Raw genomic sequence first — 21,229 nt, forward strand, 5'->3', positions numbered from 1 at the left:
ACTCATACAAGGGATAGTTTAATATCTCTAAAAGACTTTAACCTTTATAATTCCTCCATCACCCGTATCTGCTGTTTTTCCCATTTCTCTTTTAGCGGTTTGTTTTCTTTGGAATAAAAGGGCCATTGGCTGTTGGCCACATATATAAATCCGTAAGAGGGATCGTAATACCCATTGGTAGGTTCCCCGTCCAGCGGAAGGGCATTATCCAGGAGGGTTACTTTCTGTACCTGATTGCCTTTAAACGCTATTTGCACCACTCTTCTGGGGTTGGAATTATTCTGAATAGCTATCAGAGAGCCCTCTTTTATAAGATATAAACCGTCTATGCCTTTAAGCAGATATTCCTCAGATCTCAACCATTCAACACTCCCACTCTTAAGATCGAGCTTTGCAATACCTTTTATATAGTCGGCAATATACAGCTGTTGCCTGTTTTTATCCAGGGCAATCCCCTGCAGGTTAAATGCACCTTCTATCTCTATGGTCTTTTTTACAGCTCCTTCTTTGGCGTCTATCAGCAGCACTTCCGGCTTTACCGAGTTCGTGGCATAAAGAGTACCCCCGGCATCCATTATCATACTTCCGATAACACTCTTACCGGGAATGTTAATTTTAGTGATCACCTTTTGCTGCCGCGTATCGAATTTAAGGAGGGTGGATTGCAAGGCTTTTTCCGTATCGAAATCGGAATACTGATCCATCATGGATGCAGAGATCCAGATAATATGATCCTCTGCTCCTTTTTCTATGGCGATGGCAGAACGGTCCAGTTTCAGAATTTCTTTAAAGTTGCCTTCCTTTAAATTGTAAACCCCTACTGCTCCAGAATGGATATCCGTAAAATAGACCTGCTCTCCTATTCGTACCACATCTTCCACATGAAAATTTGCAGGGAGTTCAAAGAGGAGCCTACTGTTTTTAACGGTCTTTCTGTATCCCTCTGCATGGGCCTGTATTTTATTAAAAAGTCCATGTGAAGCCTTCAGACCTTCCAGGTCTTTATCCTCCCCAAACTTTAAAGTAGCATTCCAGCTAAGGATATATTTCAGTGCTTTGGCAGCGGCTTGTGGTTCCTTGTTAAGAGCATGGGCCACCGCCAGGTTATAAAGAAAAGCGGGTTGGGAAGGGTGGATCTTCAGGGCCTGCAGGTTGAGGTTCCTGAATTCCTCATAGTTTTTATGTTCGTAGGCCTGCTTGCTCTGCGTAAACAGTTCCCTCAGGCTTTGTGCATTCGTATTTGAAATAAAGATCAGGCTGAAACACAGCAGTAATAATCGTGTCCTCATAAATACATACTTTTTATAAATGTAGTTTATTTGCTCTCCGGGGATGCTTAATTAGATATTTTATACGGAAAAATTGATATTTTGACATAAACATATCTTTATCTTGAGTCTTGATATCAATAATGGACATGCCGGCCGATATTTTTTTAATTTCATTTTCTTTTGGCCAAAATTCTTTAGTTTTAGTTGATGAAAGTAGCAGTTGTAGACGATGAATCCCTCGCCCGCAAGCGAATTGTAAAGCTCCTGAAAGACAATGAGCACATCAGCTCTGTATGGGAAGCTTCTTCAGGGAAAGAGGCAGTAGATCTGATCAGGGAAGAGCTTCCGGACCTGGTATTCCTGGATATTCAGATGACGGATATGTCGGGTTTTGATGTGCTGAAAAAACTCGATATGAACGAGCTGCCGGTCATTATTTTTGTTACGGCCTTCGATCATTTTGCCGTAAAGGCTTTTGATGTAAAAGCCATCGACTTTCTCCTTAAGCCCTTTAAGAACGATCGCTTTTTTGATGCCCTCGAGAGGGGGATGAAAACCATTGAGAGCAGGGAAAAAGAAAATTTTAAGGACAAGGTAAATGCCCTGATGAGTTTTCTGGATAATGAAGGTAACCAGCTTTTGAAGGAAGAGAGCAGCTACCTGGAAAATGTAGTGATCAAGAGAGGGAAGAAATACTATTTTGTACCGGTAGATCAGATCAAATACATTACCTCTTCGGCCTATTATGCGGAGATATTTACCCTCAATAATGAAAAGCATGTGTACCGGATCTCGATGAACGATTTTATCAGTAAACTGGACCCGGCAAATTTTAGCAGGATCAACCGCTCTTCCATTATCAACACCAGGCAGTTAAAGGAAGTGATAAGTGAAGGCCTGGGCGATTTCAGTATTGTGATGCAGGACGGCCAGAGCTTTCCGCTTTCCAAAATATACAAGCAGGACTTCCTTAGAAAACTGAATATTAAATCCTGATCATGTTGGGAAAAACAGATACGATCATCAACAGGCGTTTTATTGCATTTATTGCGGCCTTCTATTTTATGGCCTGCTTCCTGGATATCCTGGGCATGTCTTTTCAGAAGTTCAACAAACTGGCATTGAATACCTGGGGCTGGGGGCGGTTACTGAGTAGTTCCCTGGCCAACTACACTTCCAAGTTTGTATTTATCGTCCTGGCGGTCCTGTTTACCGCCTACCTGATCCGGAAAAAAGTAAAGCTTGTTCCCAGTATCCTTATCCATACGGTGATCTCGATAATCCTTTCGTTTTATTCTACCGTATTTATCTTCTCTATGAATAAGTTTGTCTACGGGGATGATGTGGATTTTACATGGGTTTCTATTTATTCCCGCGGGATCTTCAGCTTTAGCTTTAATTTCTTTGTGTACTTTTCCATTATTATAATGGTATATGCCTATAACTATTTCCGGAACCAGAAAGAATATCAGGTCAAGGAAGCAAGACTCCGGACGCAGCTGCTCGATTCCAAGATCAGGGCACTTCAGTCTCAATTGCAGCCGCACTTTTTGTTCAATGCTCTGAATGATATCTCCTCCCTGATAGATATCGATACCAAAAGATCTCAGGATGCTATTGCCGATCTGAGCGAGATGCTCCGTTCTACCCTGAACCTGAAAGATGTTAAACAGATCAGCCTAAGGGAGGAACTCGATCTATTAGAAAAGTATATAGATATCGAAAAGATCCGCTATGCCGAAAAGATCTCTTTTAAAATGGAAGTTTCTCCGGATCTGTTGAATATAAAAGTACCTCCTTTATTGCTTCAGCCTATTGTGGAGAACTCTATCAGACATGGTTTCTCTTATGAACACGATAAGCTGATGATCTCCATCCGCGTAAGCGAAGAGAACGGGAGTATTCGTTTTGAGTTAGAGAACAACGGTAAAGCCGTAAATGAAAATGAGATTACCTATGGTACTGGCATTACCAATATTCTGGAAAGAATGGATACTCTATATGACGGGCGTTTCTTTTTTGAAATGAAAAACAGCGCCGGAGAAGGAGTCATTACCATCATTAAGATCCCGTCAATAAAGGAAAGAGAGCAATAAGCAGTCACGATCTCGTGGTTGGAAAAGGGCGGGAAAACAATGATCTTCGGGTTAAAAAAATATTATCCTTTGCCGCAAAACAGCAAATGGGATATACGAATTGCTTTATTCTCGGAATTGTTCTTATATTTGCCCAAACTTCCTGTAAAACAGGAGGATTAACGCGGGAAAACTTCCCGTGAATATCGGGACGAAAGATCGGGAAAGTTCCCGATCCAAAAGGCAGATGAGGTAAATACTCTATGCCTTACCGGAAGAATAAAAGTAAAATATTTATCGTTTATTCTTCGCAAAATGTCGCCCTGAAAAAAGATTGTCACGATAGAATGTTCCCGGATTCTTTTAGGTGTGGATACAATTTTGTAAGGTAAAAGATGTTATATATAAAATAAATTTTTTTACATTTACACTGTTATGACCTCAAATCAAAGAAAATTTATGCTAATCGCACTAATGTGTGCGGTTCCCATGTTGTCCTTTTGCCAGCCCGGCGGAGGACCCGGATCACCTCCCGGTGATGTTCCGATTTCTGAAAGTTTAATATTCCTCCTAATCTCCGGAATTGTCTATGGCTTCAGAAAGAAAGTAAAGAAATAAACCCTCCTTATTATTTAATAGAATACAATCTGGAAACGTATTTACCTATAACGTCGAATTCCAGGTTAACTACCGTTCCTACCTTATAGTTACAAAAATTGGTATGCTCGTAAGTGTAGGGAATAATCGCTACGCTGAAATTATTTTTTCCCGAATTAACTACGGTCAGGCTGGTACCGTCTACGGTGATCGATCCTTTTTCTATAGTAATATTATTGAGTTGTGAATCGTACTCGAATGTAAAGACCCAGCTCCCGTTCTCTTCCTTTATTGAGGTACATACTCCCGTCTGATCTACATGCCCCTGAACAATATGGCCGTCCAGACGATCTCCCAGTTTCATGGCTCTTTCCAGATTTACCTGATCTCCTGTATTTAAGGTATTGAGATTGGTCTTGTCTAAAGTCTCCTTTATAGCGGTTACGGTATATTCATCATCTTTAAAAGAGACCACCGTAAGACATACTCCGTTATGTGCTACGCTCTGATCGATCTTTAATTCGGGAGTCAGGGAACTTTTTACGCTAATATGCAGATTATCTTTGTCTTTTACCAGATTGGTCACAGTACCTAACTCCTCTATTATACCTGTAAACATTTTTAAGTTTTAAATAGTTAATTTTGTAGCCAAAGTTAGAAATAAAAGTTACATACATATATGAAAGGAACCGAAAACATTAAAGTCGGAATTTCCATAGGAGATATTAACGGAATAGGGTGTGAAATTATCCTGAAAACATTTAAAGACCCCAGAATGCTGGATTTTTGTACCCCGGTAATATTTGCCTCTGCAAAGACCATTTCCTTTCAGCGTAAGCAACTGGGAATTCAGATGAATTACAACGGTGTGGAGAAAGCATCCCAGGCAGTGAACGGGAAGATCAATATTGTTAATGTCTGGAAAGAAGTTCCCAAGGTTGAATTCGGAAAAGAAACCGAAGAGGGAGGAAAATACGCATTACTGTCTTTAGAAGCCGCAGTTCAGGCTCTTATAAAAAAGGAGATAGATGTTCTGGTAACAGCACCCATCAACAAGCACAATATTCAGAGTGATAAGTTTAAATTTCCGGGACATACAGATTTCCTGGCAAAAGAACTGAAGGGAGAAGCGTTGATGTTTATGGTTACCGATGAGCTGAAGGTCGGACTTTTTACAGACCATGTTCCGGTTAAGGATGTAAGCGAACATCTTACCCCCGAGCTGGTAAAAAATAAGATAGATAAGGTATATGAATCCCTGAAGAGGGATTTCAGGATTGCAAGACCTAAAATTGCTGTGCTCGGATTAAATCCGCATAGCGGAGACAACGGAGTGATAGGGCAGGAAGACGATAAGGTGCTGAGGCCGGTTATAAGCGAAGCCTTTAATAAAGGAAAGCTGGTGTACGGTCCGTATGCAGCCGATAGCTTCTTTGGCTCGGAGAATTACAAAAAGTTCGATGCCGTTCTGGCAACCTATCACGATCAGGGGCTTATTCCGTTCAAGACATTGTCGTTCGGGCAGGGAGTTAATTTTACTGCCGGCCTCAATGCCGTAAGGACATCTCCCGACCATGGAACCGCTTTTGAAATAGCGGGTAAGAATGAAGCAGATCATCACTCTTTTAAGGAAGCTGTTTTTACCGGGATCTCCATATTTCGAAACCGAAAGGAACACGAAGAAATTAGTGCAAATCCCCTAAAAAAACACTCTTTAAAAGTGGAGACAAAAAAAAATTCATAACAGCTTGAAGATTAATAAAAATGTTTATCTTTGCACCCGCCTTTAACACAAGGTAAAGGCATTAAACTGATTGTTTAAAATGAAGAAGTTAAAGGAGTTTGATATTCCTTTTGTAGGATTAAAGCAGGGAAAACACCAGTTTGTTTATCAGATTGATAATGCGTTCTTTGAAGCTTTTAACTTTGATGAATTCAACAGCACCTCAATTAAGGTTGTTGTTGAGCTGGACAAAAAGAGCAGTTTGCTCGAACTCAGCTTTAATGCCGAAGGGGTTGTAAATGTTCTTTGCGACCTGTCTAACGAACCTTATGACCAGGAGGTCGGAGGTGAGTTAAACCTGGTTGTGAAATTCGGAGAGGAATACAACGATGAGAATGAAGAGATCCTCATTATTCCTCACGGAGAACATCAGATCAATGTTGCTCAGTATGTATATGAGCTGATCGTTCTCTCGGTTCCGGCAAAGAGAATTCATCCGGGAATAAAAGACGGAAGTTTAAGTTCGGAAATCGTAAAAAAACTGGAAGAACTTCAACCCAAAGAAATAAAAAACGGAAAAGAAGAAACAGATCCCAGATGGGACCAATTAAAAAAACTATTAACGGATAAATAAGTTAGAAAATGGCACATCCTAAGAGAAAAATATCCAAAACTAGAAGAGATAAAAGAAGAACTCATTACAAAGCTTCGGTACCTCAGATAGCCACAGATCCTACAACAGGAGAAGCTCATTTATACCACAGAGCTCACTGGCATGAAGGAAAACTTTATTACAGAGGGCAGGTATTGATTGACAACACTGAGGAAAACGCAGCCTAATTGAAATAATGGAAAAGTTAAAACTCTCACCACTGTGGGAGTTTTTTTATTCAAAATTTTTCTATCATTCAAAAAGAACCTATTTTGCGTCGAGAATCAAGGAAAATTTATTAATTTCATTAAATTTTTCGACAGTTTTATACTTTTTTGGTAAAAACTTAACTTGTTATGAGTAAAAAAACAGCAGCAATAACAGCTGTAGGTGGCTATGTGCCCGATTTTGTGTTATCCAACCAGGTGTTGGAAACCATGGTTGAAACAAATGACGAATGGATAACAACCAGAACCGGAATTAAAGAAAGACGTATTTTAAAAGAAGAAGGAAAAGGAACTTCTTACCTCGCCATTAAAGCCGCAGAAGATCTAATTGCAAAAAAAGGCTTAAATCCCGAAGAAATAGACATGGTAATCGTTGCAACTACCACCCCGGATATGCCGGTGGCGGCAACTGCTGCTTTTGTCGCTTCGCAACTGGGTGCGGTAAATGCTTTTTCCTATGACCTGCAGGCTGCCTGCTCCGGATTTTTGTTCGGAATGTCTACGGCAGCCAGCTATATAGAATCCGGAAGATATAAAAAAGTACTTCTTATCGGTGCAGATAAGATGTCCTCTATTATCGATTATACAGACAGAACCACCTGTATCATTTTTGGTGACGGTGCTGGAGCTGTTCTCTTCGAACCCAATGAAGAAGGCCTGGGCTTCCAGGATGAATATCTGAGAACCGATGGGATCGGAAGAGAATTCCTTAAGATCGATGCGGGAGGATCTATTATGCCTGCATCTGAGGAGACCGTAAAGAACAGAAAACATTTTGTGTATCAGGATGGAAAGACTGTTTTTAAGTTTGCGGTTTCCAATATGGCAGATGTAGCCGAAAGGGTTATGAATCAAAATGACCTTACAAAAGACGATGTTCAATGGCTGGTACCACACCAGGCGAACAAAAGGATCATCGATGCCACAGCTAACAGAATGGGATTGGATGAATCTAAGGTAATGATGAACATTCAGAGGTACGGAAATACAACTTCCGCTACCCTTCCTCTTTTGTTAAACGACTATGAAAAACAACTAAAAAAAGGTGATAACCTTGTATTTGCTGCATTTGGTGGTGGCTTCACTTGGGGAGCCATGTACCTGAAATGGGCTTATAATTCTTAAAAATTAAAACTAACAACTGTATCATGGATTTAAAAGACATTCAAAACTTAATTAAATTCGTAGCCAAATCGGGAGCAAGCGAGGTTAAGCTCGAGATGGAAGATGTAAAGATTACGATCAAAACAGGGGCGGATGAGACCAAGGCTGAAACTACAATTGTACAGCAGATCCCTATGACAACTCCTGTACCTCAGGTAGCTGCCACTCCGCAAACACCTGCACCTGCAGTGACTCCTGCTGCTGAAGCTGCTCCGGAAAAAGCAGCGGCTGACAATGATAAATACATAACGGTAAAATCGCCTATTATTGGTACTTTCTATAGAAAGCCATCTCCGGATAAAGCACCTTTTGTTGAGGTGGGAAGTACAGTTTCTCAGGGAGATGTACTTTGTGTGATCGAAGCGATGAAACTTTTCAATGAAATTGAATCTGAAGTTTCCGGAAAAATTGTAAAAGTATTGGTTGACGATTCTTCTCCTGTAGAATTTGATCAACCATTATTTTTAGTAGACCCATCATAAGTATTTACAAATTCCGATATACAGATCCCGAAAGCTGTTTCGGGTGTTTAAAAACCGGAATTTAGAACTTTTAATTCGGAAGTCATGTTTAAAAAGATACTGATTGCAAATAGAGGTGAGATCGCGCTTCGGATCATAAGAACCTGCAGGGAGATGGGAATTAAATCGGTTGCCGTATATTCTACAGCAGATGCCGATAGTCTTCACGTAAGATTTGCCGATGAGGCGGTTTGTATTGGTCCTGCACCCAGTGTAGACTCTTACCTTAAAATACCAAATATAATTGCAGCTGCAGAGATTACCAATGCAGATGCGATTCACCCGGGATACGGGTTCCTTTCTGAAAATGCCAAATTTTCCAAGATCTGTGAAGAGCACGATATTAAATTTATCGGAGCTTCTGCAGAGATGATAGAACAAATGGGAGATAAGGCCACTGCAAAAGCAACAATGAAAGCTGCAGGGGTACCTACCATTCCAGGTTCTGAAGGGATACTGGATTCCTATGATGAAGCTGAAACACTAGCGGTAGAGATGGGCTTCCCTGTCATGCTTAAAGCAACCGCAGGTGGTGGAGGTAGAGGAATGCGTGCCGTGTGGAAAAAAGAAGACCTGCTAAGAGCATGGGAATCTGCACGTCAGGAAGCAGCTGCAGCCTTTGGAAACGACGGGATGTATATGGAGAAGCTTATTGAAGAGCCTCGCCATATCGAGATCCAGGTTGTGGGAGATTCATTCGGAAAGGCTTGCCATTTATCCGAAAGAGATTGCTCCGTTCAGAGACGTCACCAGAAACTAACAGAAGAGACTCCTTCTCCGTTTATGACCGATCAACTCCGTGAGGACATGGGAGAAGCTGCGGTAAAAGCTGCAGAATATATTAAATACGAAGGTGCCGGAACCGTAGAGTTCCTTGTGGATAAACACCGCAATTTCTACTTTATGGAGATGAATACACGTATCCAGGTAGAGCACCCGATCACAGAGCAGGTTATCGATTACGACCTGATCCGTGAGCAGATCCTTGTAGCTGCAGGAGTTCCGATCTCCGGAAAGAACTACCTGCCTAAACTGCACTCTATTGAGTGTAGGATCAATGCAGAGGATCCGTATAACGATTTCAGACCTTCACCAGGTAGAATAACCACTTTACACGCTCCGGGAGGTCATGGGGTTCGTCTGGACACCCACGTGTACAGCGGCTATATGATCCCGCCTAATTACGATTCTATGATCGCCAAGCTGATCACTACGGCTCAAACCAGAGAAGAAGCGATCAACAAAATGAAACGTGCACTCGATGAATTCGTTATCGAAGGAATAAAAACCACCATTCCATTCCACAGACAACTTATGGATGACCCTAATTATATTGCAGGGAATTATACCACCAAGTTTATGGAGGATTTTGAAATGGCACCGATTGAAGAATAAGGAGAGAACCTTAATTATATAGAAATTCCCGCTTTTGGCGGGAATTTTTTTTGATGGCAACTCTTCCGGAAAGCCAGGCTATCTGACCGAAATACGTATCTTAGTCCATCAAATTTTTATACATGCATTTAAGTTACTGGGAAATAAAAGAATGGTTGGATCGGGTAGATTTTACGGTTATCGGGAGCGGGATCGTCGGGCTGAATTGTGCTTTGGCGCTGCGGAAGAAATACCCGAAGAGTAAGATCCTGGTATTGGAAAAAGGAATATTACCCCAGGGAGCCAGCACCAAAAATGCAGGCTTTGCCTGTTTTGGCAGTGTTTCGGAACTGCTTGACGACCTGAAGGAACATTCCGAAGAACAGGTAACAAGCCTTGTGGAAAAGAGATGGACAGGCCTCCGGCAACTGAGATCCCTTCTGGGGGATGATCAGATCGGCTATCGTCATTGGGGAGGTTACGAGTTGTTTCCTCAGCAGGATCAGGCCACATTCGAAGACTGCAGGGAGAAGATCCCTTACCTGAATGAGTTGTTGTTTCCCCTTTTTAAAGAAGATGTATACAGTTTGACACCCAACAAGTTTCAGTTTGAGAAAACAGGGCAGGAATACATCTTTAATGCCTTTGAAGGGCAGCTGGATACCGGAAAAATGATGCAATCTCTGCTGCAAAAATGCGTTTCAGAAAATATAAGGGTTCTCAATACGGTAGAAGTTAAGGCCGTGGAAGACCTTAAAACATCGGTTGCAGTAAAGACCAATTATTTTGAAATGAGATCGGGGAAAGTCCTGATTGCCACCAATGGTTTTGCATCAACACTCACCAATGAAGATGTAAAACCTGCAAGGGCACAGGTATTGATCACAAAGGCTATAAAGGACTTGAAGATTAAAGGGACCTTTCATCTGGACAGAGGCTATTACTACTTCAGGAATATAGATGATCGCATCCTTCTGGGAGGCGGAAGAAACCTGGATATAAAAGGAGAGACCACGACAGAATTTGCAAATACCGAACAGATACAGTCTAAACTGGAAAGCCTGCTGCGGGAGGTGATATTACCTCAAACGGCTTTCGAAATAGATCACAGATGGAGTGGGATCATGGGGGTTTCGACCTCTAAGAGCCCCGTAATAAAGCCTCTTTCAGACCGCGTTTTTTGCGGGGTCCGCTTAGGAGGAATGGGAGTAGCTATAGGAACCCAGGTGGGGCATGAACTGGCTTCTTTGGTAGATTGAGATGATAAAAAGAATTATTCGGATCTTAGTAAAAGGGGTGATCGGTTTCATCCTGTTCTCTGTTTTACTGGTGCTCATTTTTAAATGGGTGCCCGTACCCTTTACACCCCTAATGGTGATCAGGGCTATCGAACAGAAAAAACAGGGAAAAGAAATGAGCTGGAAACACGATTGGGTGTCTATAGAGAGGATCTCCAAAAACTTTCAGCTGGCGGTTGTATGCAGTGAAGACCAGAAATTCCTGGAACATCGCGGGTTTGATGTAAAAGCCATTGAGAAGGCCTATTCCGACCATAAAAAAGGAAAAAGACTGAGAGGTGCCAGTACCATAAGCCAGCAAACCGCTAAAAACGTATTTCTATGGCCTCAACGCAGCTGGCTGAGAAAGGGGCTGGAAACCTATTTTACCTTTCTGATAGAGCTCATGTGGAGTAAAGAACGGATCCTGGAAGTGTACCTGAATTCCGTAGAAATGGGAAAAGGGATCTATGGAGCGGAAGCAGGGGCCCGGTATTGGTTTCAAAAACCGGCCGGACACCTCACAGCTTATGAAGCAGCTTCTATTGCTGCAATCCTTCCGAATCCCAGAACCTATAAAGCAAATCCGCGTACCCCTTATCTGGAGGGCAGGAAGAAGTGGATCATGGAACAGATGAATTATTTTGGTCCTTTTAAATTAAAATAAAACCCCATGCCCGACCTGAAAAAACAATTACTGGATAGCTGTACAGCTTTTGTAGAGGAGAGAGCTGCAAAGCTCGGAAACAGGATGAAAGAGATTGAAGAATCCCTGTTAAGCGAGACTAAAAGTACCGCAGGGGATAAGCATGAAACAGGCAGGGCCATGCTTCAGATTGAGCGCGAAAAAACAGGGAAGCAATTAGCAGAAGTAAGGAAGTTGCAGGAAACCCTTCTTAAGGTGGATATCTCTCCCGATCCGGCACTTATTCATCTCGGAAGCCTGGTCTATACTTCTCAGGCCAATTACTTTTTAGCGATCTCCTGCGGAAAGATCACAGTAAACAAAGAAGACTTTTTTGCTATTGCTCCCAACACTCCCATAGGGCAGCTCTTACTGGGTAAAAAAGCCGGCGATGAGGTAAGCTTTAACGGCAGACCTATCCGTATTGAGAAAGTGGTATAGTTAAGCGATCCTGTTACGGATAAGATTTTCGGAAACCTTAAGAGAAACCGTATCATTTTCATTTAAAGCTGTAGGATGCTCAAAGAAAAGTACCTTGTGTTCATAAGCAGCCTTTATTAAGAAGCGACTTCCTTTAAAATAGGACTTCTTAACCGTGACTTTAAAATCAGATTCCATGGTGTATTTTAATTCATGCGGATAGAGCAAAACCTTTTTGCCCGGATCTTCAAAAGGGATCAGCAGGGAAACAGCTATTTCATTAACCTCCCCGAAAAGGGAAGCAATATACCTGTTGTCGGGTTTCTGATAAAGGTTAACAGGCTTGTCCTTTGCAATCATATTCCCTTCTCTGAGCACGATGGTCTCATCTGCAAAAGACAGGGCATCGGTACTGTCGTGAGTAGCCACAATACAACTTATTCCTTTCTTTTTAAGGAATGAGAAAAGGTTTCTCCTCAATGCGTTTTTCCGGAAATTATCTATATGGCTAAAAGGCTCATCCAATAAGAGGATCTCCGGTTCTACGGCAAGGACCCTGGCCAGGGCTACCCTTTGTTGCTGCCCTCCGCTTAAATACCTGGTTTTGGTCCTGGCAAAGGGAGTAAGTTCGAGGATCTCCAGTAATTCCCTGGTGCGTTCCATTTTCTTTTCCGGATAGAAATTGGAAAGGAAGGCCCCGACATTTTCTTCAACGGTTATATAAGGCATCAGGTCAAAATCCTGGGATAGATACTTCATAAACGATTCCCCGGGAATAAGATGGTAATTGGGCCCCAGCAATTTCTGATCGTTCCAGTAAATGGTTCCTTTGTTCGGATGAAGCAGGCCGTAAATGAGTTTTAAAAGAGTGCTTTTTCCGCAGCCACTGGCTCCGATAACCGATATATTCTGCCCTTTTTCAACGCTGAAACTAATGTCTTTAATAGTGAACTGATCGTTATATCCGAAAGAAATATTATTTACGGAAAGCATAAACAGGCAATGGTTTGAAGGTTAACAAGACATACAAATATAATTGCTTTCTGCTAAGAAATCACCGCTCTTTACACTATTTGGAAAAAATAACATTTGCATCTTCAATACAGTCCTCTATTAGATATGCACCGAGGTTAAACCAGCGAGTTGCCCTGTCCAGGATCCAGGCATCGGAGCTTACAACTACAGACGCACTTTCTGCAAGATAGGTGTCCGGGTTATTTTCAAGGGATATTTCCCAGGGAAAAGCGTATTCCTCGGCCAGTTCATTCATCATGCTTTTTAACCTTCCGCTGTTGGATACCGGTTTGTCGAGGATCCAGTGTACCTGTTTTACCCCCAGACTGTTCAGGTTGTTCCCGATAAGAAGTAATGCTTCCTCTGTTTTTTGTATGCGCTTATAAGTCCCGTGTACTCCCGAAATATCCCGGTAGCAATCGTCAAGACCTTTAAAGACATAAGCTCCGGAAAGGGCACTTTCCAGGATGATAAGAAGGTTAAAGCCATCAATAGAAAGCGATTGATCCTTCAGGGCATCGGCACTTACCAGGCGGGCCCGGCGCGAGGTGATCTGTTGGCTGCCGGCGCTCATTCCCAATAGTGCTTTTTGCTGGCGTACATTGAGTTTATAGCGGTTCCCGACCAGTTGAAGAGAAGATCGTTCACCATAACCCCTGCTCAATAAATAACACATATCTCCGGCTGCTTCCTTTAGCTTTTTTTGCATGGCAGGAGTTCCGAAGAGACGATCGTCGCTTCCTTCTTTTCCGCGTTTTCTTGTAGATGAGGACATTTAGTTTTCTTTAAATTCAATATAGGATGCAGGGACCTGGTCGGTAAGCCATACCCCGTTCTCCGATTCGTAAAACTGCATCCCGTCTTTATGCATTTCTGCTGCACGTATTCTCAGGATTATGGCCTTACCCCTTCGGGAACCCACTTTGATAGCTGTATCCGTATCCCTGCTTAAATGTACGTGATGCCTGCTCATTTTTAGCAGACCGTTTTGCTTTATGGGATCAAGAAACTTTTCAACGGTTCCGTGATACAGGAATTCAGGTGGTAGTTTCGGAGAGTATCCGAGATCTACCGTCAGGGAATGACCCTGACTGGCCCTGATACGTGATCCATCCGAATTAAAGGAGAATCGCTGTTTGTCGTTACTTTCCACAATTTCGGTCAGAAGAGCTGTGTCCAGTTGCGGAAAATGTTTTTTTGCTTTCTCCAGTAATTCCTGCGTCACTGCCCAGCCTTCTTTATCGAGTTGCAGATCTATTTTATCCGGCCGGTGTCTTAATACCAGGCTAAGGAATTTGCTTATTTTTTTATGGTCGATGCCCATCTCAAATTAAGATTAAAACGATTGATCAGATCTTCTATATCCTCAAAGCGGGCCAGTTGGTATTTCCAGAGTTCGGGAATATTATCATATCCGTAATAGATCCCCGCCAGCCCCCCGGTAATGGCCGCTATGGTATCGGTATCCTCACCGAGGTTAACAGCTTTCAGGACGGCATCCTTATAATTATCGGTGGTAAGGAAGGCCCATAAAGCGGCTTCCAGACTGTGGATAACATAGGTGCTGCTTTCTATGCTGCTCTCCTTCAGTTTTGAAATATCCTCTTCAATAACCCTTGAAAAAAGAACCGTTTCTGTCGGATCCAGTTGCTGATCTTTGATAAATTTAGAAAAGAAAAGCCGGATATCCCTATAGGCTTCAGATTTCTCTTTTCCCTGTAATAAATGAATAGCGAGATCCACATAAATTATACAGGCCAGTACGGAACGCAAATGTCCGTGGGTAATGGAGGAAACATCTTTAACCATCTTAAAACGCCTATGGCAATTCTCCTCGTTCTGCAGGTAATATGCCATAGGAAGGATACGCATCAGGGAGCCGTTACCATTGGAATGTTCATCCGTTCCTCCGCATTGCTCGGCCCGGTACCCCTGTTTGATCCTGTAGATAGCCTGTCGGGTGGTCATTCCAATATCAAAGACACGTCCATAGGGCGTCCAGTGAGAGAAATCATACCAGCTTGCAAACTGCTGTGCGATATCGTTAAGATCAAAACCGTTTAAGAGGCTTTCCATTAAACAAAAGGTGAGGGAGCTGTCGTCAGACCAGGTTCCTGCCGGCTGATTATGACTTCCGTAAGCCATCATTTCCTGTGCAGGCCTTTTTTTGAGAGCATCCCTGCTTTCAAATTCGTAGGGAACACCCAGGGCATCACCGATGGTGAGGCCGAATATGCCCCCTTTTATTTTATACAATAAATTCATTCTGGTTAGTATTTGGTTGTAATTTGGTTTATAGTTGATTAAATTCATATTGTGTAGTATTTACGCAAAATTATATTTTTAAAAGGAATTAACAAAGATATTTACGTATTATTTACGCAAAAAGATAAAAATTGACTTCAGAAACACTTTCAGATACTGATTTTGACCGAAGTTAGAGAGCAATGATTCCCGGGAAGAGATACGTTGTGATATCTACTTAAAGCTATGATCCTTATTCGGAAAAAGAAAACGCCAATTAGACAATAGACCGTCCGGCTTATGGAACAGCTGTTCCTGTTGAGTTATGCTGCGGAGAGGAGGGATTTATTTAATATCGAAAAGAAAATTATCCTTTTTAAGCTTTGCATACTGCTTCTGGTTGAATTTAAAAAGATTGGCGGGCCTTCCTCTTCCTTCCGATACTTTTTCATCCAGTTCTTCAAGAATATCCAGGCTCAGGATCTTTTTTCTGAAATTCCTTCTGTCTATATCTTTTTCCAGGATGGTCGTATAGAGTTTTTCCAGGTCGGAGAACAGGAATTTATTGGCCAGAAGATCAAAGCCAATAGGCTCATAGCTAAGCTTATTTTTTAAACGATCCTTGGCCATCCGGAGGATCTTTAAATGATCGAAGGCCAGTTCCGGAAGCTCTTTTACCGAAAACCAGGCTACGTCATTGGCATCGGTATCGGCTTTAATGCTGTGATGTTCTGGCTTGACCAGTGCAAAATAAGCTACACTAACCACCCTGTTACGCGGATCGCGCCCGGGTTCACCAAAAGAATAGAGCTGTTCCAGATAATCGATGGTTACATTGGTCTCTTCTCTGAGTTCCCTTTCTACTGCCTGTTCCAGGCTTTCCTCATTGAGTACGAGTCCGCCGGGAAGCGCCCAGTAATTCCGGTAAGGCGCAACATCCCTCTTTATAAGAAGAACGTTAAGGTTCCTGTCTTTATAACCGAAGACCACCGCATCGACCGCTATTTTAATATTTTGGCGTACCATTAACGCAAAATTAAGGATTAATGTCGAAAAATATTTCCGAACCGAAGAAATTATTGCTCTCAAAAACCTTTTAGGGTTTAGGAGAAATATAGTTTTGAAAGTGTGTTTTAAAGGTAAAGTGCTCAAGGCGCATGAGTTACGACATAGGTAGTATTTCAATTACCTTGCCGTAAACATTTTTGGTCCACCCGTTAATTCCTCCGTGGTTATTACCTATTAAGAGTCCGCGTCTCGCATTTTTTCCTTTAACCAAATGCGTAAAACAGTTTCCTCTTACCTTGCAGTAAACAATATCTCCTGCTTTACAATCTTCCCAGGAAACGGGTTGAAGAACAACAGATTGTTTAGACTTCAGGATAGGCAACATGGAATTACCGGGTTCCTTAGAGACAATAGTCTCTCCATTCATTAGTTTTTGAATTTTCCAATTCATAATTAAAGTATTTAAATTAAACATTCTGATTCAAAAACTTCTGAACAGGATTCAAAGAACTTGTCTGTAAGACGGGGTAAAACTAATAAAATAAAAACAAACGGCTTTGTTTAAAAAAAATACCCCTCTCCGAAGAGAAGGGTATCTGTATTTTATTTTAGACAGGAGTTTACTCCTTAAACTCTTTTAAAACAGCTTTATTCGGTAATTCCTTATAGCCCATATTAAAGAGCGTAAATCCGAAGATATCTGCAAACTGATCTATAGTTTTGGTCGTTGAGGTTCCCGCTCCGTGACCGGCACCTGTCTCAATTCGTATCAGGGTCGGATTATTACCATCTTGTTTTTCCTGCAGCTCTGCAGCAAATTTAAAACTGTGTGCAGGTACAACTCTGTCGTCATGATCTCCTGTAGTTACAAGCGTAGCAGGATACATAGTTCCTTCTTTTATATTGTGAACAGGTGAGTATCCTTTAAGGTATTCGAACATTTCCTTATCGTCATCTGCTGTTCCGTAATCGTAGGCCCATCCGGCACCTGCGGTAAAAGTGTGGTAACGCAACATATCCATTACACCTACAGCCGGTAAGGCTACTTTCATAAGATCCGGACGCTGTGTCATGGTAGCACCTACCAGAAGTCCACCGTTAGATCCACCTCTTATAGCCAGGTATTCAGGCGAAGTATAGTTACTTTGAATAAGGTATTCCGCAGCAGCGATAAAATCGTCAAAAACATTTTGCTTCTGAAGCTTGGTTCCGGCAATATGCCATTTCTTACCGTATTCTCCGCCACCTCTCAGGTTTGGTACCGCATAGATACCTCCCTGCTCCAGCCAAACGGCATTGGTAGTACTGAAAGCAGGAGTAAGACTAATATTAAATCCTCCATATCCGTAAAGAATGGTTGGGTTCTTCCCGTCCATTTTCAGCCCTTTTTTATGGGTGATGATCATAGGCACCCTGGTTCCGTCTTTGGACTCGTAGAAAACCTGCTTGGATTCGTAGTCTTCCGGATTAAAATCGATATCCGGCTTCCAGTAAGGATCATAAGTTCCGGTTTCTACATTGTATTTATAAGTAGTTCCCGGGGTCTTGTAATTCGTGAATGAAAAATAAAGCTCTGCCTGATCTTTTTTTCCACCGAAGCCTCCGGCAGAACCGATTCCGGGGAGTGTTACCTCACGGATCAGGTTTCCGTCATAGTCGTATTGAAGTACTTTGGAAACCGCATCGACCATATATTCTGCAAAGAAATATCCGCCTCCGGTACTCGGACTGAGAACATTTTCTGTTTCTGCGATAAAATCCTTCCAGTTATCCGGGCCGGGATTGGCAGCATCTACAGTAACGATCTTCTGGTTAGGAGCATCGAGATTGGTAACGATATACAATTTGCTTCCAACGTTCTCAATCACATAACTGTCGCTGTCTACATTATCGATCACAGGAACAATTTTAGAGTTGGGATCTGACAGATCCTTAATGAACAACTTATTCCCGGAAGTCGATACCGATGCAGTTATAACGAGATATTTATTGTCATCTGTAGTATAACCTCCTATATAGCGATGTTTCTCTGCATCCGTTCCTCCAAAGACCAGTTTATCATCTTTTTGGGAAGTTCCCAGTTTGTGATAGTATAATTTGTGCTGATCGGTTTTGGCCGATAACTCACTCCCTTTGGGCTTATCATAACTGGAATAATAGAAACCTTCGTCTCCTCTCCAGGAAATGCCGCTAAATTTAACATCTACCAACGTATCTTCTACCTGTTCTCTGGTTTCAGCATCGATGATGATCACCTTTCTCCAGTCACTTCCTCCTTCAGATATGGAGTAGGCAGCCAGTTTTCCGCTATCGGAAAAACTCAGCCCTGCCAGAGAGGTTGTTGCATCCTCGGAAAAAGTATTCGGATCGAGGAAAACTTCGGCTTCGCCATCACCTTGTCTTCTGTAAACGACATAGTGATTCTGAAGGCCGTCATTTTTGTAGAAATACGTATAATTTCCTTCTTTGAAAGGGGCAGTTATCTTTTCATAATTAAGAAGTTTCTGCAGGCGCTCCTTTAATTGCGCTCTGTAAGGGATATTCTCCAGATAACCGTAAGTAACACCATTTTGTTCCTTTACCCAGGCAGCTGTTTCATCAGACATATCGTCTTCAAGCCAGCGATAGGGATCTTGTACGTCGGTACCAAAATAATTAGTTACGGTATCTACTTTTTTTGTAGTGGGGTAGTTCACTGCAATTATGTTTTCGTTCGTTTCTTTTTTACATGCGAGCAAAGATAGAACGACCAGTGAACATAAGAATGTTTTTTTCATTGAAAATAGATAATTAGTTGAATCTCAAACTTACGAATAAATGAAAGCTCATGATAAATACACCAAAAGCTTTAACAATATTTTATTAAAATTTTAGAATAAGGACTTATATGCACCCCAGTTCCTGGAAATCAAATAAATATTCAATAATGCTACCAGTAAGGCAGGAGCAATATTTGATGGGTCTAAAAGGGCATGGAACAGCACCACATTAACCGAAATAGGTGCCAGGATAACCAGGGCAAAGGGGACCGATCTGTTTGTGAGGAGTAGGATACCTGCTATTACTTCTACAAGGCCTATCAGATAGATCATATAACCTGTGGCGGCGAGGGCGCCGAAGAAGGCATAAGCCCCTCCATTTTCATCCAGGGGCAGAGCCGGTAAAAACTCGTAGAATTTATTCGCCCCAAAAACTACCAGAATCAAACCTAATAAGATTCTGGCAACTAAAGTTAATTTTGAACTCATAATGTTAATTTTTGGTTTGGGTTAGAGAAATCCTCTCCCTAAAGATATAAATTAAAATTAACATTATGAGCTTTTAGATTTTTCTAAGCTTCTGATAATGAAGTTTCAACGATCTTCTCGGCTACCAGATATTCTGCTATCTGAACCGCATTGGTAGCAGCACCTTTTCTGAGGTTATCAGACACAACCCACATGTTTAAGGTATTCGGTTGAGAATGGTCTCTGCGGATACGTCCAACAAAAACATCGTCTTTACCTTCTGCGTAGATCGGCATAGGATAAGTATTCACATCCGGGTTATCCTGAAGGGTTACTCCGGGAGTATCGTTAAGAAGACTTCTTACTTCAGTCAGGTCGAAATCTTTTTCGAACTCCACATTTACGGCTTCACTATGACCTCCGGCAACAGGAACCCTTACTGCAGTTGCAGTAACACTAATAGTTCTGTCTTCCAGGATCTTTTGCGTTTCCCTAACCAGCTTCATTTCTTCCTTGGTATAACCGTTTTCTTCAAAAACATCGCAATGAGGTAATGCATTCCTGTGAATAGGATAAGGATAAGCCATTTCTCCCGAAACACCTTCGTATTCGTTCTCCAGTTGCTTTACCGCCTTTACACCCGTTCCGGTGATCGACTGGTAAGTAGAAACAACGATCCTTTTTATCTTGTATTCTCTGTGAAGAGGAGCCAGCGCCATTACCATCTGGATCGTGGAACAATTAGGGTTGGCTATTATTTTATCTTCCTTTTCAATACCTGATGCATTGATCTCCGGTACCACCAGTTTCTTACCGGCATCCATCCTCCATGCAGAGGAATTGTCGATTACCGTAACACCGGCTTCTGCAAATTTAGGAGCCCATTCGAGTGATGTGCTTCCTCCGGCAGAAAATAAAGCTATATCGGGTCTCGCAGCTACGGCGTCTGCCATACTTACGATCTTGTAATTATTATTTTTAAAAGAAATTTCCTTACCTACAGATCTTTCCGATGCAACAGGAATAAGTTCTGAAATCGGGAAATTACGCTCTTCCAACACTTTTAACATAACCTGGCCTACCATTCCGGTGGCTCCTACAACTGCTACTCGCATAATATTTTAGATTTAGAGAGACAAAAATACGTATTTATCACTCCCGGCCAATAGCTTTTTCTATCTTTAATTATAATATAACAAAATGTTTTATTTGTAACAAAGTGATAAAAAAGAACCGCCAGACCCTGAGGTTGACGGTTTAATTATACGATAGAATATATAATGTAGCGGTAGCTATATTATTTGTTTTTCAAAAGATCTCTTATCTCAGCAAGTAATTCTTCCTGTGTAGGTCCTTTTGGTGCTGCTGGAGCAGGCTCTTCTTTCTTCTGTGTTCTTTCATAGGCTTTAAGTACCATAAAGATACAGAAACCGATAATGATAAAATCTATGACTACCTGAATAAAGCTTCCGTAATTAATGGTTACGGCAGGGATAGCTTCCCCGGCGGCATCTACTGTAGCTGCCTTGATCTCGTATTTAAGATCTGTAAAGTTAACATTACCCAGAAGCATCCCGATAGGAGGCATTAAAACATCGTTGGTGAATGATGAAACGATCTTTCCGAAAGCACCACCCACGATTACAGCGGTTGCCAGATTTACAATATCGCCCTTCAGAAGAAAGGACTTAAAGTCTTTTAAGAATCCCATAGTATTATCCGTTTTTATTTGTTAGTGATCCACTAAAAT

Annotated in this window: 23 protein-coding genes; 11 read left to right on the forward strand and 12 right to left on the reverse strand. The window is 41.8% G+C overall.

Features of this window, described 5'->3' with window-relative positions; translation table 11 throughout:
- Positions 1–44 precede the first annotated feature (44 nt).
- Positions 45–1,289 (reverse strand): YncE family protein, encoded by a 1,245-nt coding sequence (locus tag GWK08_RS12420; RefSeq protein WP_163607541.1) that lies wholly within the window; start codon positions 1,287–1,289, stop codon positions 45–47.
- Positions 1,290–1,478: 189 nt separating this feature from the next.
- Between GWK08_RS12420 and GWK08_RS12425 the strand changes: the two genes are divergently transcribed.
- The gene (locus GWK08_RS12425) at positions 1,479–2,267 is read left to right on the forward strand and encodes a LytR/AlgR family response regulator transcription factor (protein ID WP_163607542.1); all 789 of its coding nucleotides are present in this window, start codon (positions 1,479–1,481) and stop codon (positions 2,265–2,267) included.
- A gap of 2 nt (positions 2,268–2,269) precedes the next feature.
- Complete coding sequence (locus GWK08_RS12430; RefSeq protein WP_163607543.1) at positions 2,270–3,367, forward strand: sensor histidine kinase; 1,098 nt, start codon at positions 2,270–2,272, stop codon at positions 3,365–3,367.
- A gap of 607 nt (positions 3,368–3,974) precedes the next feature.
- On the opposite strand, the gene GWK08_RS12435 is transcribed toward GWK08_RS12430, so the two are convergent.
- Complete coding sequence (locus GWK08_RS12435) at positions 3,975–4,562, reverse strand: riboflavin synthase (protein WP_163607544.1); 588 nt, start codon at positions 4,560–4,562, stop codon at positions 3,975–3,977.
- Positions 4,563–4,622: 60 nt separating this feature from the next.
- On the opposite strand from GWK08_RS12435, the gene pdxA reads away from it, so the two are divergent.
- The 9 genes from pdxA to GWK08_RS12480 all read left to right on the forward strand — a co-directional run bounded on the left by pdxA (position 4,623) and on the right by GWK08_RS12480 (position 12,007).
- Complete coding sequence (gene pdxA / locus GWK08_RS12440) at positions 4,623–5,687, forward strand: 4-hydroxythreonine-4-phosphate dehydrogenase PdxA (protein WP_163607545.1); 1,065 nt, start codon at positions 4,623–4,625, stop codon at positions 5,685–5,687.
- 79 nt (positions 5,688–5,766) lie between these two features.
- The gene (locus tag GWK08_RS12445; RefSeq protein ID WP_163607546.1) at positions 5,767–6,300 is read left to right on the forward strand and encodes a YceD family protein; all 534 of its coding nucleotides are present in this window, start codon (positions 5,767–5,769) and stop codon (positions 6,298–6,300) included.
- A gap of 8 nt (positions 6,301–6,308) precedes the next feature.
- The gene (rpmF, locus tag GWK08_RS12450) at positions 6,309–6,506 is read left to right on the forward strand and encodes a 50S ribosomal protein L32 (RefSeq protein WP_163607547.1); all 198 of its coding nucleotides are present in this window, start codon (positions 6,309–6,311) and stop codon (positions 6,504–6,506) included.
- A gap of 168 nt (positions 6,507–6,674) precedes the next feature.
- Positions 6,675–7,670 (forward strand): beta-ketoacyl-ACP synthase III, encoded by a 996-nt coding sequence (locus tag GWK08_RS12455; RefSeq protein WP_163607548.1) that lies wholly within the window; start codon positions 6,675–6,677, stop codon positions 7,668–7,670.
- A 23-nt stretch (positions 7,671–7,693) separates the two neighbouring features.
- Positions 7,694–8,191 (forward strand): acetyl-CoA carboxylase biotin carboxyl carrier protein, encoded by a 498-nt coding sequence (gene accB, locus GWK08_RS12460; RefSeq protein WP_163607549.1) that lies wholly within the window; start codon positions 7,694–7,696, stop codon positions 8,189–8,191.
- An 84-nt stretch (positions 8,192–8,275) separates the two neighbouring features.
- Positions 8,276–9,625 (forward strand): acetyl-CoA carboxylase biotin carboxylase subunit, encoded by a 1,350-nt coding sequence (gene accC, locus GWK08_RS12465; RefSeq protein ID WP_163607550.1) that lies wholly within the window; start codon positions 8,276–8,278, stop codon positions 9,623–9,625.
- 122 nt (positions 9,626–9,747) lie between these two features.
- Entirely contained in the window at positions 9,748–10,863 is a 1,116-nt protein-coding gene (locus tag GWK08_RS12470; protein WP_163607551.1) for an NAD(P)/FAD-dependent oxidoreductase, read from the forward strand.
- 1 nt (position 10,864) lies between these two features.
- Entirely contained in the window at positions 10,865–11,548 is a 684-nt protein-coding gene (mtgA, locus tag GWK08_RS12475; protein ID WP_163607552.1) for a monofunctional biosynthetic peptidoglycan transglycosylase, read from the forward strand.
- A 6-nt stretch (positions 11,549–11,554) separates the two neighbouring features.
- A complete protein-coding gene (locus tag GWK08_RS12480) occupies positions 11,555–12,007 on the forward strand; it encodes a GreA/GreB family elongation factor (RefSeq protein WP_163607553.1) in 453 nt (150 codons plus the stop codon).
- Here GWK08_RS12480 and GWK08_RS12485 read toward each other — a convergent pair whose 3' ends face one another.
- The 10 genes from GWK08_RS12485 to mscL form a co-directional block, all read right to left on the reverse strand.
- Entirely contained in the window at positions 12,008–12,979 is a 972-nt protein-coding gene (locus GWK08_RS12485; protein WP_163607554.1) for an ABC transporter ATP-binding protein, read from the reverse strand.
- A gap of 76 nt (positions 12,980–13,055) precedes the next feature.
- The gene (locus GWK08_RS12490) at positions 13,056–13,775 is read right to left on the reverse strand and encodes a DUF434 domain-containing protein (RefSeq protein ID WP_163607555.1); all 720 of its coding nucleotides are present in this window, start codon (positions 13,773–13,775) and stop codon (positions 13,056–13,058) included.
- Positions 13,776–14,324 (reverse strand): RNA 2'-phosphotransferase, encoded by a 549-nt coding sequence (locus GWK08_RS12495; protein ID WP_163607556.1) that lies wholly within the window; start codon positions 14,322–14,324, stop codon positions 13,776–13,778.
- A complete protein-coding gene (locus GWK08_RS12500) occupies positions 14,300–15,265 on the reverse strand; it encodes an ADP-ribosylglycohydrolase family protein (RefSeq protein ID WP_163607557.1) in 966 nt (321 codons plus the stop codon). The genes GWK08_RS12495 and GWK08_RS12500 overlap by 25 nt, the downstream gene beginning before the upstream one ends.
- Before the next feature lie 324 nt (positions 15,266–15,589).
- Positions 15,590–16,270 (reverse strand): NUDIX hydrolase, encoded by a 681-nt coding sequence (locus tag GWK08_RS12505; protein WP_163607558.1) that lies wholly within the window; start codon positions 16,268–16,270, stop codon positions 15,590–15,592.
- 136 nt (positions 16,271–16,406) lie between these two features.
- A complete protein-coding gene (locus tag GWK08_RS12510; protein ID WP_163607559.1) occupies positions 16,407–16,703 on the reverse strand; it encodes a phage repressor protein in 297 nt (98 codons plus the stop codon).
- A 169-nt stretch (positions 16,704–16,872) separates the two neighbouring features.
- Positions 16,873–19,029: a prolyl oligopeptidase family serine peptidase gene (locus tag GWK08_RS12515; RefSeq protein ID WP_163607560.1), complete on the reverse strand. Its 2,157-nt coding sequence runs from the start codon at positions 19,027–19,029 to the stop codon at positions 16,873–16,875.
- Between the two features lie 93 nt (positions 19,030–19,122).
- Positions 19,123–19,500, reverse strand: a complete 378-nt coding sequence (locus tag GWK08_RS12520; protein ID WP_163607561.1) for a DoxX family membrane protein — start codon at positions 19,498–19,500, stop codon at positions 19,123–19,125.
- An 83-nt stretch (positions 19,501–19,583) separates the two neighbouring features.
- Positions 19,584–20,594 (reverse strand): aspartate-semialdehyde dehydrogenase, encoded by a 1,011-nt coding sequence (locus tag GWK08_RS12525; RefSeq protein WP_163607562.1) that lies wholly within the window; start codon positions 20,592–20,594, stop codon positions 19,584–19,586.
- Positions 20,595–20,776: 182 nt separating this feature from the next.
- Entirely contained in the window at positions 20,777–21,190 is a 414-nt protein-coding gene (mscL, locus tag GWK08_RS12530; protein ID WP_163607563.1) for a large-conductance mechanosensitive channel protein MscL, read from the reverse strand.
- Positions 21,191–21,229 lie beyond the last annotated feature (39 nt).

The sequence above is a fragment of the Leptobacterium flavescens genome (assembly GCF_010671605.1).
Taxonomy (GTDB): domain Bacteria; phylum Bacteroidota; class Bacteroidia; order Flavobacteriales; family Flavobacteriaceae; genus Leptobacterium; species Leptobacterium flavescens.

What these genes read in the sequence shown, in the direction of transcription:
- GWK08_RS12420 (WP_163607541.1), bottom strand. Translation starts at nt 1,289, where the DNA reads ATGAGGACACGATTATTACTGCTGTGTTTCAGCCTGATCTTTATTTCA.
- GWK08_RS12425 (WP_163607542.1), top strand. Translation starts at nt 1,479, where the DNA reads ATGAAAGTAGCAGTTGTAGACGATGAATCCCTCGCCCGCAAGCGAATT.
- GWK08_RS12430 (WP_163607543.1), top strand. Translation starts at nt 2,270, where the DNA reads ATGTTGGGAAAAACAGATACGATCATCAACAGGCGTTTTATTGCATTT.
- GWK08_RS12435 (WP_163607544.1), bottom strand. Translation starts at nt 4,562, where the DNA reads ATGTTTACAGGTATAATAGAGGAGTTAGGTACTGTGACCAATCTGGTA.
- pdxA (WP_163607545.1), top strand. Translation starts at nt 4,623, where the DNA reads ATGAAAGGAACCGAAAACATTAAAGTCGGAATTTCCATAGGAGATATT.
- GWK08_RS12445 (WP_163607546.1), top strand. Translation starts at nt 5,767, where the DNA reads ATGAAGAAGTTAAAGGAGTTTGATATTCCTTTTGTAGGATTAAAGCAG.
- rpmF (WP_163607547.1), top strand. Translation starts at nt 6,309, where the DNA reads ATGGCACATCCTAAGAGAAAAATATCCAAAACTAGAAGAGATAAAAGA.
- GWK08_RS12455 (WP_163607548.1), top strand. Translation starts at nt 6,675, where the DNA reads ATGAGTAAAAAAACAGCAGCAATAACAGCTGTAGGTGGCTATGTGCCC.
- accB (WP_163607549.1), top strand. Translation starts at nt 7,694, where the DNA reads ATGGATTTAAAAGACATTCAAAACTTAATTAAATTCGTAGCCAAATCG.
- accC (WP_163607550.1), top strand. Translation starts at nt 8,276, where the DNA reads ATGTTTAAAAAGATACTGATTGCAAATAGAGGTGAGATCGCGCTTCGG.
- GWK08_RS12470 (WP_163607551.1), top strand. Translation starts at nt 9,748, where the DNA reads ATGCATTTAAGTTACTGGGAAATAAAAGAATGGTTGGATCGGGTAGAT.
- mtgA (WP_163607552.1), top strand. Translation starts at nt 10,865, where the DNA reads ATGATAAAAAGAATTATTCGGATCTTAGTAAAAGGGGTGATCGGTTTC.
- GWK08_RS12480 (WP_163607553.1), top strand. Translation starts at nt 11,555, where the DNA reads ATGCCCGACCTGAAAAAACAATTACTGGATAGCTGTACAGCTTTTGTA.
- GWK08_RS12485 (WP_163607554.1), bottom strand. Translation starts at nt 12,979, where the DNA reads ATGCTTTCCGTAAATAATATTTCTTTCGGATATAACGATCAGTTCACT.
- GWK08_RS12490 (WP_163607555.1), bottom strand. Translation starts at nt 13,775, where the DNA reads ATGTCCTCATCTACAAGAAAACGCGGAAAAGAAGGAAGCGACGATCGT.
- GWK08_RS12495 (WP_163607556.1), bottom strand. Translation starts at nt 14,324, where the DNA reads ATGGGCATCGACCATAAAAAAATAAGCAAATTCCTTAGCCTGGTATTA.
- GWK08_RS12500 (WP_163607557.1), bottom strand. Translation starts at nt 15,265, where the DNA reads ATGAATTTATTGTATAAAATAAAAGGGGGCATATTCGGCCTCACCATC.
- GWK08_RS12505 (WP_163607558.1), bottom strand. Translation starts at nt 16,270, where the DNA reads ATGGTACGCCAAAATATTAAAATAGCGGTCGATGCGGTGGTCTTCGGT.
- GWK08_RS12510 (WP_163607559.1), bottom strand. Translation starts at nt 16,703, where the DNA reads ATGAATTGGAAAATTCAAAAACTAATGAATGGAGAGACTATTGTCTCT.
- GWK08_RS12515 (WP_163607560.1), bottom strand. Translation starts at nt 19,029, where the DNA reads ATGAAAAAAACATTCTTATGTTCACTGGTCGTTCTATCTTTGCTCGCA.
- GWK08_RS12520 (WP_163607561.1), bottom strand. Translation starts at nt 19,500, where the DNA reads ATGAGTTCAAAATTAACTTTAGTTGCCAGAATCTTATTAGGTTTGATT.
- GWK08_RS12525 (WP_163607562.1), bottom strand. Translation starts at nt 20,594, where the DNA reads ATGCGAGTAGCAGTTGTAGGAGCCACCGGAATGGTAGGCCAGGTTATG.
- mscL (WP_163607563.1), bottom strand. Translation starts at nt 21,190, where the DNA reads ATGGGATTCTTAAAAGACTTTAAGTCCTTTCTTCTGAAGGGCGATATT.